We start from the raw sequence: 9,762 nt of genomic DNA, 5'->3' as shown, positions 1-9,762 counted from the left end.
CTGTCGCGAGGTGGCGTATATTACGCTTTCCTCTTTCAGAGTCAACCCTCATTTTCAGGTTTTTCTCTTCAACCGAACCGGCTGTTTGCGTGAAGTGATTCACATCTGCCGTGTCGATGGAGGCGCATTATAGGGATCCCATTTTTTAGCACAAGTGTTTTTTGGATCTTTTTTGCTGAATGCTTGTTTTTCACCCCTTTCGCTACATTCCTGCGCAATTTGGCTGATTTTTGATAGCTAAATCACTTGCACAGTCTCAATAATCCAACCAAAGTCTTCATTACCGCTCTATTTTCGTTGAGGTAAACATGTCTGATGTATTACGTCCTTATAAGGATCTTTTCCCACAGATCGGAAAACGCGTGATGATCGACCCCAGCAGCGTCGTCATTGGTGATACTCGTTTGGCTGATGATGTTGGGATTTGGCCATTGGTTGCGATTCGTGGCGACGTGAATTATGTACAAATCGGCGCCCGTACGAACATTCAGGATGGCAGCGTTTTACATGTCACGCATCAATCCACATCGAATCCGCAGGGTAATCCATTGATCGTGGGTGAGGATGTGACGGTCGGTCATAAAGTCATGCTACACGGCTGCATCATTGGCAACCGCGTATTGGTCGGTATGGGATCGATTGTATTGGACGGCGTAGTGGTAGAAGACGACGTTATGATTGGGGCTGGAAGTCTGGTTCCGCAAAACAAACGCCTGGAGAGTGGATATCTGTACCTGGGAAGCCCGGTAAAACAAATCCGCCCATTAAGCGATGAAGAGAAAGCAGGCTTAAAATACTCAGCTAACAACTATGTTAAATGGAAAGATGAGTATTTAAGTCAGAGTAACCAAACCCAACCCTGAGAATCTTCCTGCTGATCCTGGATCAATGCTTCGGCCTCTTCCTCCAGGTCCCAGCGATACTGTTGAAAAGTTTCCAGCCACTGTTCAGGCGTGCTGCCACCAAAGCGGGACGCCAACCTTTCTCCTGAAATAGCACATGTTAGCTGCATACCATGAACCATCGCCGGAAAAACCACGGCGCTGACATCCGTGCGCCATTCTTCTCGATCGGGAAACTGGATCGCCTGATTCATGCCGACAATTCCTGTTGCATGCTTTTAATGACGGGTTCAATCTGCGGCAAAACCCCATGCCAGAGTAAAACGGCGTGCGCGGCCTGACCCACCAGCATCCCCAAGCCATCGGCATACTGTTTCGCCCCATGCTCAGCACACCAGGAAAGGAACGGTGTATTCCCCTGCTGATAAAACATGTCATAACAATAGACAGAGGAGTGGATAAGTGATGTCGGAATAGCGGGTACCTCACCGCTAATTCCGCTAGACGTCGCGTTAATGATCAAATCAAAACTGTAATTATCAAGCTCGTCCATACCCACTGCCTGCACGCTGCCGGTATGAGAGAAGAGTTGAGCCAGTTCTTCAGCGCGCGAAGCTGTACGGTTAACGATAGTCACCGCGCAATCCATAGAAAGAAGAGGTAATAAAACCCCACGGGATGCGCCACCAGCCCCGATCAGTAGAACTCGCGCTCCAGGACGAATGAAAGATAAACGTTCAAGATCGCTTAATAAGCCAATGCCATCCGTGTTGTCTCCCAATAAACGCCCATCCTCTAATCGTTTAAGGGTATTAACCGCTCCAGCAAGAGATGCCCGCTCCGTTAGTTCATCGGCACGTGCAAACGCCTCTTCTTTAAAAGGTACGGTGACATTTGCCCCCTTCCCGCCCTCAGCAAAAAAAGCGTTCAGCGTATTCACAAAATCATTGATGGGCGCCAGTACACGTCCATAGGAATGATCAATCTTCAACTGCTCTGCAAATTGCTGATGAATAAAGGGCGATTTACTGTGCGCTATCGGATTACCAAAAACAGCATAGGCTTCTTTCATATTACCCCTGTCGAAACTGTTCACCCGTCAGAGCATCACGGATCTCCGAAGGATTCAAACGCCCTCCGGTCTCCCCTTCAACTACGGGAAAGTCTGTACCAAACTGCGCGCGGACTTCCTCTACCGTTCTGCAAGGCGGTAAGCCACTCAAATTAGCACTGGTGGAGACTAACGGTTTGCCATAAGCCTGGCACAATGCAACCACCAGCGGGTGATCGGTGACACGCACGGCCAGCGAATCAAAACGACCGGTCAACCAACGGGGCGTTGTCGCAGGCGCCGGGAATACGAAGGTGACAGGACCAGGCCAGCGGGCGAACACCGCCTCACGTTGGGCATCAGTAAGCGTGCTATCGTCAATGTAAGGCTTAAGCTGGTCAAAGTTTGCCGCAATCAAAATTAAGCCTTTATCGACCGGGCGTTGTTTTAGCTCCAACAGACGGGTAACAGCCGTTTCGCTGTCGGGATCGCAGCCGACGCCAAATACAGCTTCTGTTGGATAGGCGATGACTTTTTCTTGTTTCAGAACCACTATCGCCGCAGCGATAGGGCCTGTGGGCAGGTTATTATTCACTTTTTTATTCCGCCGGGATCGGCTTTCCACATTGTTTACTGGCACAGAAATGTTTCACACCCTGCGCGGTTTTCTTTTCTATGAGTAGCGGATAATGGCACTCAGGACACTCTCCGGCTAACGGTTTGAAGTTAATGACAAACTGGCACTCCGGATAGCGATCGCAGGAGTAAAAGGTTTTGCCATAACGGGAACGCCGCTGGACAAGGTGGCCAGTCTGGCATTGAGGACAGACAATTGCTGTTTCATCAGGCTTGTCGATAAGTTCAGTGTGTTCACACGTCGGATAATCACTGCATCCAATGAACATACCGAATCTTCCCTGTCTCAGAACCAGTTCAGCGCCACATGCAGGGCAAAGCTTACCCTCCAGAACTTTGACAATATGTCCGTCCGCTGAAGATTTTAGCGGACGGATGTAATCGCATTCTGGATAGTGTGAACAACCGAGAAACGGACCGTGTTTCCCGGAACGAATAACCAGTTCAGCCCCGCATTGTGGGCAGGGCTCGTTTTTACGCACCGTGAACAGTGCTGATTTAGCCATAACAACTCATACTGAATGAAGATTGATTAATGCAGCATACCTTCATTCACTTCAAAGAGTAATTCTTCCATTTGCTGATAGGCATTTTCACAACCTGGAATGTTGAATAGCACCATCAGGATCACCCACTTCAGGTCTTCCAGATCGAACTCTGCCGTATCCAGCGCGAGTACACGCTCAATAACCATTTCTCGCGTTTCGAGGTTTAGCACCTGAATCTGCTCCAGGAATAGCAGGAACCCTCTACAGCTTGCATCCAGTCGATCGCACTCTTCTGCAGTATAAATACGTATAGAAAGAGGGTCAGATGCCAGCTGCATAGGTTCAGCAAGACCATCCTGATAATCAGCTAGCTTTTCCAGCCAAAGTAACGCGTTGTAAATGTCTTCACGATCAAAACCAGCGTCGGTAAGATCCCGTTCCAGTTTGTCCTGATCCACACGCAGCTCAGCTTCGTTATGGATATATGTCTCAAACAAATACATTAGTACGTCGAACATGGCATGCCCTCCTCAATCGGACATAGCCGCCGGGTACAGCTGCGATCCATCCTGCTAACTCCAGTTCGAGCAGTTGAGCCACTACCTCTGGCACAGGTTGGCCGGCACGTTCAGCGACGACGTCAACAGGTGTTACCTCATCTCCTACGTTAGCCAGGAGCTCCGGAAATGGCAATGCCACCTCTTCGTGATCTGGCGAATAAATTGATTTTTCAGGTTCATCTGGCAGCCAATGCAGCCCATATTGCAAATTTTCCAGAATTTCCTCTGGTGCGGTCACAAGCATGGCTCCCTGCTGAATAAGCCAATGTGGGCCTTCGCTTCCCGGACTCCCTATCGGTCCAGGCAAAGCAAAAACCTCCCGTCCTTGTTCCAGCGCGCAGCGCGCAGTGACCAGTGACCCGCTACGCTGGGCAGCTTCAACAACCAGGACACCTTTACTTAGACCACTAATAATGCGATTTCGTCGGGGAAAATTGCGCGGTAAAGGTAGCGTATCTAATGGGAACTCAGACACCAGTGCGCCTCCAGCATCAATCAGCCGTTCAGCCAGACGGACATGCTGTCGTGGGTGAATGGTCTCAAGCCCGTTACCCAGCACTGCTATACTCGTGCCCTGACGGTTTATCGCAGCATTGTGCGCCACGCCATCAATCCCCCGGGCCAGACCGCTGGTGATCGTCACGCCGCATGCTGCAAGCTTTTCACAAAACAACCGTCCCCAGCGTTCGCCATACCAGGAGTGCTGTCTGCTGCCGACAACGGCCACCTGGAACGAGCGGAGGCATGCGGGGTTTCCTACGACAAAAAGCACCCCAGGATAATCCTCAATCGCACGGAGCAATGGCGGGTAATGATCGCTGTCGGCAACCACAAAATGGTGGTTTGGCTGCTCAAGCCAGCGCAGCGTTTTTTCCAGCGTCTGCTGTGAAAAAGTTAAAAACCGTCGGGCCTGACGGGGAGAGAATCCTGCCTGCAGGAGTACCGCATTGTTAATGCACGGTTGAGTATTAAGCCAGTGGGCAATGCGCACCATCTCATCACCATACAGTTCATTCACTTGCGCTAAACGTAGCCAAATTTCGATTTGGGTCATCCCTGTTCCCCTGCCACAAGCAGTCCTGGCAATCTTTGCGATTGGTCACTGATGCTGTCAATCAGAGGGGGTTTTGTCTAGAATAGAGGTAATAATCTTTTCAACTCCTGAACACAACTCTGGATAACTATGTCAGTTTTGCAAGTGTTACATATTCCGGACGAGCGCCTTCGCAAAGTCGCAAAACCGGTCGAAGAAGTGAATGCAGAAATTCAGCGTATCGTTGATGATATGTTCGAAACGATGTACGCCGAAGAAGGTATCGGTCTGGCAGCAACACAGGTCGATATTCATCAGCGCATCATTGTTATTGATGTCTCTGAAAATCGCGACGAGCAGTTGGTACTTATTAACCCAGAGCTGCTGGAGAAAGACGGCGAAACCGGCATTGAAGAAGGCTGCCTGTCAATTCCTGAACAGCGTGCGTTAGTACCACGCGCAGAGAAAGTAAAAATTCGTGCGCTCGATCGCAACGGCAAATCTTTTGAACTGGAAGCCGATGGCCTGCTGGCTATCTGCATTCAACATGAAATGGATCACCTGGTCGGTAAACTGTTTATCGATTATCTGTCTCCGTTGAAGCAACAACGCATTCGTCAGAAAGTTGAAAAACTCGACCGCCTGAACGCCCGAGCTTAAGGACAAGAATCAACGTGTCAGACTCACTACGTATTATTTTTGCGGGTACACCTGACTTTGCAGCGCGTCATCTCGACGCGCTGTTGTCTTCTGGACATAACGTCGTTGGCGTGTTTACCCAACCGGACCGCCCAGCGGGACGCGGTAAAAAACTAATGCCCAGCCCGGTAAAAGTACTGGCAGAAGAAAAAGGGATACCGGTTTTCCAACCTGTCTCTCTTCGCCCTCAGGAAAACCAGCAGTTGGTTGCTGATTTACGCGCAGACGTGATGGTAGTGGTGGCATATGGCCTGATTCTACCAAAAGCCGTACTGGAAATGCCGCGTCTGGGTTGTATTAACGTTCACGGTTCACTGCTGCCACGCTGGCGTGGCGCGGCACCGATCCAGCGCTCACTGTGGGCTGGCGATGCCGAAACCGGTGTGACTATCATGCAGATGGATGTTGGCCTCGACACCGGTGATATGCTGCTTAAGCTGTCCTGCCCGATTACGGCAGAGGATACCAGCGGCTCGCTATACGACAAGCTGGCAGATTTGGGGCCTCAGGGGCTGATTGAAACGCTAAAACAGCTGGCTGCCGGCACGATAAAACCAGTGGCACAAGATGAATCACTGGTTACGCATGCAGAAAAACTCAGCAAAGAAGAGGCCCGCATCGACTGGTCACTTTCGGCTGCTCAGTTGGAACGTTGCGTCCGCGCCTTTAACCCATGGCCCATGAGCTGGCTTGAAATCGACGGTCAGCCAGTGAAAGTCTGGCAAGCTTCGGTTATTACAGCAAACACCCAGGCCGCGCCAGGCACTATTCTTGAGGCGACAAAGCAGGGTATTCAGGTCGCAACAGGCGACGGCATCCTGAATCTCGTCTCTTTGCAGCCTGCCGGTAAAAAAGCCATGAGCGCGCAGGATCTGCTTAATTCGCGCCGGGAATGGTTTATACCCGGTAACCGTCTGATCTGACGGTTCATCTCTTTAAGCCCGGTATCTCCGGGCATTTTTATTTTTGCGCTTATGAAAAAACATCTTAATTTACGCAGTATGGCGGCCCAGGCCGTCGAACAGGTTGTCGAAAAAGGGCAATCATTAAGCAACGTGCTGCCTGCCATGCAGCAAAAAGTTGCCGATAAAGACAAAGCGCTGCTGCAGGAGCTTTGCTTCGGCGTATTGCGCACACTCTCCCAACTGGAGTGGATGATCCAGCAGTTGATGGAACGTCCAATGACGGGCAAACAGCGCACCGTTCACTATCTGATCATGGTGGGCTTCTACCAGCTGCTGCATACCCGTATTCCACCGCACGCTGCGCTGGCTGAGACCGTAGAAGGCGCAGTTGTCATAAAGCGTCCGCAGCTCAAAGGGCTGATCAACGGCGTGTTGCGCCAGTTTCAACGCCGTCAGGATGAACTGTTGGCCGAGTTCGCGCAAAGCGAATTACGTTTTTTACACCCATCCTGGCTGGTGAAACGTATTAAGAGCGCGTATCCGCAGCAATGGGAAGCCATTCTTGAAGCCAATAACCAGCGACCGCCGATGTGGCTTCGTGTCAATCGTATTCACCATACGCGCGATGCCTGGCTGGACCTGCTTACCGAAGCGGGATTAACCGGGTTCCCGCATCCGGACTACCCGGATGCAGTACGTCTGGAAACGCCGGCCCCTGTACACGCTCTCCCTGGTTTTAGTGAAGGCTGGGTAACCGTCCAGGACGCTTCCGCTCAAGGATGTGTAACTTATCTGTTGCCAGAGAACGGTGAACAGATCCTCGACCTGTGCTGCGCGCCGGGAGGGAAAACCACTCACATTCTGGAAGTTGCTCCGCAAGCTAACGTCATGGCCGTCGATGTCGATGAAAAACGCCTGTCACGCGTTTACGACAATCTGAAACGCCTGGGCATGAAGGCAACCGTAAAACAGGGTGATGGCCGCTATCCACAGCAGTGGTGCGGTGAACAACAGTTTGACCGTATTTTGCTGGACGCTCCATGTTCTGCCACCGGGGTGATACGTCGCCATCCGGATATCAAATGGCTGCGCCGCGACCGGGATATTGCCGAACTTGCCCAATTACAGGCTGAAATCCTGAATGCAACCTGGTCACACCTTAAACCTGGCGGCACGCTGGTTTATGCAACGTGCTCTATCCTGCCAGAAGAAAATCAGCAGCAAATTGCCGCCTTCCTGGCACGCACGCCAGATGCGGTATTAAGCGAAACCGGTATACCGGAAAAACCCGGGCGTCAGAATTTACCGGGTGCGGAAGATGGCGATGGCTTCTTTTACGCTAAGCTAATCAAAAAGTGATGAGATAACGGGTCGCGACTGATGAAAATTATCATTCTGGGCGCAGGTCAAGTTGGCGGTACGCTGGCTGAAAACCTGGTCGGAGAGAACAACGATATCACGGTAGTCGATACCAATGGTGAGCGCCTGCGTAGCTTGCAGGACAAGTTTGATCTCCGCGTCGTGCAAGGGCATGGTTCGCATCCCCGCGTTTTGCGTGAAGCTGGGGCCGATGATGCCGATATGCTGGTTGCCGTAACCAGCTCAGATGAAACAAATATGGTTGCCTGCCAGGTAGCTTATTCACTGTTTAATACGCCTAATCGCATCGCCCGAATTCGTTCACCGGATTACGTTCGTGATGCCGACAAGCTGTTTCAATCCGATGCGGTACCTATCGATCACCTGATTGCGCCTGAGCAACTGGTTATCGATAGCATTTATCGGCTGATTGAATATCCGGGTGCATTGCAGGTAGTAAATTTTGCCGAGGGTAAAGTCAGCCTTGCTGTGGTGAAAGCCTATTACGGTGGGCCGCTGATTGGTAACGCACTGTCGACAATGCGTGAGCATATGCCGCACATTGACACCCGCGTGGCGGCGATTTTCCGTCATGACCGACCGATCCGCCCGCAAGGTTCTACCATTGTTGAAGCGGGTGATGAAGTCTTCTTTATCGCAGCATCGCAGCATATTCGCGCCGTAATGAGCGAATTACAGCGTCTGGAAAAACCGTACAAACGCATTATGTTAGTGGGTGGCGGTAATATCGGCGCTGGTCTGGCACGTCGTCTGGAAAAAGATTACAGCGTCAAACTGATCGAACGTAATCAACAACGCGCATCGGAGCTTGCGGAGAAACTGCAAAATACGATCGTCTTTTTTGGTGATGCCTCGGATCAAGAGCTGCTGGCAGAAGAACATATCGATCAGGTTGATCTGTTCATCGCGGTGACCAACGATGATGAAGCGAATATCATGTCGGCGATGCTTGCCAAACGGATGGGCGCCAAGAAAGTAATGGTGTTGATCCAACGCAGAGCATACGTCGATCTGGTGCAGGGCAGTGTGATCGATATTGCGATATCACCGCAGCAGGCGACCATCTCCGCGCTGCTCAGTCACGTGCGTAAAGCTGATATTGTCGGTGTGTCTTCACTACGCCGCGGCGTCGCGGAAGCCATTGAAGCCGTCGCACACGGTGATGAAACGACGTCGCGGGTTGTGGGGCGTTCAATTGATGAAATTAAACTTCCACCAGGAACCATCATTGGCGCCGTTGTGCGTGGTAACGATGTGATGATTGCCAATGATAACCTGCGCATTGAGCAGGGCGATCACGTAATTATGTTCCTGACAGATAAAAAGTTTATTACCGACGTCGAGCGATTATTCCAGCCAAGTCCTTTCTTCCTGTAATAATTTGGGCGCTAATACAGCGTCCTTTTTATTTCCCTTTATTTTTCATGGTCTAATAAATTTTCCTTTAGGCAATACATAAATGGAAATTGCCTAAACATTTGTTAAACTTATAAACGTCAGCTGCATAGGGAGAATAAAATGAGCATTATTAAAGAGTTTCGCGAATTCGCGATGCGCGGGAATGTTGTCGATTTGGCAGTGGGTGTCATCATTGGTGCGGCATTCGGTAAGATTGTTTCATCACTGGTTGCCGATATCATTATGCCGCCGCTGGGGCTGTTAATTGGTGGAATTGATTTTAAACAGTTTGCTGTAACGTTACGTGATGCGCAGGGAGATATCCCGGCTGTCGTCATGCATTACGGTGTATTTATTCAGAACGTCTTCGATTTCATTATCGTTGCGTTTGCTATCTTTATGGCAATCAAACTGATCAACAAACTGAACCGTAAAAAAGCGGAAGAGCCGGCAGCACCGCCAGCTCCATCGAAAGAAGAAGTATTGCTGAGTGAAATTCGTGACCTGTTGAAAGAACAGAATAACCGCTCTTAAGCACTCAGTGAAGCAAGAAGGCCAGTGGTAAAAAAGTGAATGACTTTCTTGCCACTGGCCTCCCAGTTACCCCGATTGCCATGTTTACCTTTACGTAGATAACTTCCTTTCCCTTTCTTATTTTTCTCGACGCGCTGTCTGAAAAGTGGATCGTGCAAAAGCGCCTCAATAGCGTTGTCCTTTATCTGCCCTTTGGTGTGCTGATAACGACTCATAATATCTCCAGTTTGTAGTAA

13 protein-coding genes are annotated in these 9,762 nt (G+C 50.4%); 6 read left to right on the top strand and 7 right to left on the bottom strand.

Translation table 11 applies throughout. The features are described 5' to 3' along the window. Nucleotides 1-308 precede the first annotated feature (308 nt). Nucleotides 309-863: a gamma carbonic anhydrase family protein gene (locus OGV94_RS06665; protein ID WP_043018529.1), complete on the top strand. Its 555-nt coding sequence runs from the start codon at nucleotides 309-311 to the stop codon at nucleotides 861-863. Here the strand turns inward: OGV94_RS06665 and OGV94_RS06660 are convergent. Genes OGV94_RS06660 through dprA form a run of 6 tightly spaced genes read right to left on the bottom strand, consistent with a single transcriptional unit; the run spans nucleotide 839 to nucleotide 4,631 of the window. Then, nucleotides 839-1,096, bottom strand: a complete 258-nt coding sequence (locus OGV94_RS06660) for a DUF1488 family protein (protein WP_043018530.1) — start codon at nucleotides 1,094-1,096, stop codon at nucleotides 839-841. The two genes, OGV94_RS06665 and OGV94_RS06660, sit on opposite strands and share 25 nt — an antisense overlap. Continuing rightward, complete coding sequence (aroE, locus tag OGV94_RS06655) at nucleotides 1,093-1,914, bottom strand: shikimate dehydrogenase (protein ID WP_043018531.1); 822 nt, start codon at nucleotides 1,912-1,914, stop codon at nucleotides 1,093-1,095. The genes OGV94_RS06660 and aroE overlap by 4 nt, the downstream gene beginning before the upstream one ends. Before the next feature lies 1 nt (nucleotide 1,915). Then, entirely contained in the window at nucleotides 1,916-2,488 is a 573-nt protein-coding gene (gene tsaC / locus OGV94_RS06650) for an L-threonylcarbamoyladenylate synthase type 1 TsaC (RefSeq protein ID WP_080626025.1), read from the bottom strand. 4 nt (nucleotides 2,489-2,492) lie between these two features. Beyond that, nucleotides 2,493-3,035 (bottom strand): DNA topoisomerase family protein, encoded by a 543-nt coding sequence (locus OGV94_RS06645; RefSeq protein ID WP_072033907.1) that lies wholly within the window; start codon nucleotides 3,033-3,035, stop codon nucleotides 2,493-2,495. 26 nt (nucleotides 3,036-3,061) lie between these two features. Next, nucleotides 3,062-3,535 carry a DUF494 family protein Smg gene (smg, locus tag OGV94_RS06640; protein ID WP_003031162.1) on the bottom strand — a complete coding sequence of 158 codons (474 nt, stop codon included), beginning with the start codon at nucleotides 3,533-3,535 and terminating at the stop codon, nucleotides 3,062-3,064. Continuing rightward, nucleotides 3,507-4,631, bottom strand: a complete 1,125-nt coding sequence (dprA, locus tag OGV94_RS06635; protein WP_043018534.1) for a DNA-protecting protein DprA — start codon at nucleotides 4,629-4,631, stop codon at nucleotides 3,507-3,509. Before dprA ends, smg begins: the two co-directional genes overlap by 29 nt. 129 nt (nucleotides 4,632-4,760) lie before the next feature. Between dprA and def the strand changes: the two genes are divergently transcribed. The 5 genes from def (at nucleotide 4,761) to mscL (ending at nucleotide 9,526) form a co-directional block, all read left to right on the top strand. Beyond that, entirely contained in the window at nucleotides 4,761-5,270 is a 510-nt protein-coding gene (gene def / locus OGV94_RS06630; protein ID WP_003031159.1) for a peptide deformylase, read from the top strand. Nucleotides 5,271-5,284: 14 nt separating this feature from the next. Next, on the top strand, nucleotides 5,285-6,232 hold the full coding sequence (fmt, locus tag OGV94_RS06625) for a methionyl-tRNA formyltransferase (protein ID WP_286522904.1): 948 nt from the start codon (nucleotides 5,285-5,287) through the stop codon (nucleotides 6,230-6,232). Between the two features lie 51 nt (nucleotides 6,233-6,283). Further along, entirely contained in the window at nucleotides 6,284-7,573 is a 1,290-nt protein-coding gene (gene rsmB / locus OGV94_RS06620) for a 16S rRNA (cytosine(967)-C(5))-methyltransferase RsmB (RefSeq protein WP_286522902.1), read from the top strand. Nucleotides 7,574-7,594: 21 nt separating this feature from the next. Continuing rightward, nucleotides 7,595-8,971 carry a Trk system potassium transporter TrkA gene (gene trkA, locus OGV94_RS06615; protein WP_003031153.1) on the top strand — a complete coding sequence of 459 codons (1,377 nt, stop codon included), beginning with the start codon at nucleotides 7,595-7,597 and terminating at the stop codon, nucleotides 8,969-8,971. Nucleotides 8,972-9,112: 141 nt separating this feature from the next. After that, complete coding sequence (gene mscL, locus OGV94_RS06610; protein WP_043018537.1) at nucleotides 9,113-9,526, top strand: large-conductance mechanosensitive channel protein MscL; 414 nt, start codon at nucleotides 9,113-9,115, stop codon at nucleotides 9,524-9,526. Here the strand turns inward: mscL and arfA are convergent. Then, nucleotides 9,523-9,741, bottom strand: coding sequence for an alternative ribosome-rescue factor ArfA (gene arfA / locus OGV94_RS06605; RefSeq protein WP_043018538.1), 219 nt, complete (start codon nucleotides 9,739-9,741; stop codon nucleotides 9,523-9,525). The genes mscL and arfA overlap by 4 nt on opposite strands. Nucleotides 9,742-9,762 lie beyond the last annotated feature (21 nt).

The sequence above is a fragment of the Citrobacter sp. Ce006 genome, assembly GCF_030336535.1.
Classification (GTDB): Bacteria; Pseudomonadota; Gammaproteobacteria; order Enterobacterales; family Enterobacteriaceae; genus Citrobacter; species Citrobacter europaeus.
The sequence above is the reverse complement of the archived record's forward strand: the minus strand, read 5'-3'. Positions and strand labels throughout refer to the sequence as shown.

Bases quoted from the DNA above. Each gene is read 5' to 3' on its own strand.
- OGV94_RS06665 (WP_043018529.1), top strand. From the start codon at position 309: ATGTCTGATGTATTACGTCCTTATAAGGATCTTTTCCCACAGATCGGA.
- OGV94_RS06660 (WP_043018530.1), bottom strand. From the start codon at position 1,096: ATGAATCAGGCGATCCAGTTTCCCGATCGAGAAGAATGGCGCACGGAT.
- aroE (WP_043018531.1), bottom strand. From the start codon at position 1,914: ATGAAAGAAGCCTATGCTGTTTTTGGTAATCCGATAGCGCACAGTAAA.
- OGV94_RS06645 (WP_072033907.1), bottom strand. From the start codon at position 3,035: ATGGCTAAATCAGCACTGTTCACGGTGCGTAAAAACGAGCCCTGCCCA.
- smg (WP_003031162.1), bottom strand. From the start codon at position 3,535: ATGTTCGACGTACTAATGTATTTGTTTGAGACATATATCCATAACGAA.
- dprA (WP_043018534.1), bottom strand. From the start codon at position 4,631: ATGACCCAAATCGAAATTTGGCTACGTTTAGCGCAAGTGAATGAACTG.
- def (WP_003031159.1), top strand. From the start codon at position 4,761: ATGTCAGTTTTGCAAGTGTTACATATTCCGGACGAGCGCCTTCGCAAA.
- rsmB (WP_286522902.1), top strand. From the start codon at position 6,284: ATGAAAAAACATCTTAATTTACGCAGTATGGCGGCCCAGGCCGTCGAA.
- trkA (WP_003031153.1), top strand. From the start codon at position 7,595: ATGAAAATTATCATTCTGGGCGCAGGTCAAGTTGGCGGTACGCTGGCT.
- mscL (WP_043018537.1), top strand. From the start codon at position 9,113: ATGAGCATTATTAAAGAGTTTCGCGAATTCGCGATGCGCGGGAATGTT.
- arfA (WP_043018538.1), bottom strand. From the start codon at position 9,741: ATGAGTCGTTATCAGCACACCAAAGGGCAGATAAAGGACAACGCTATT.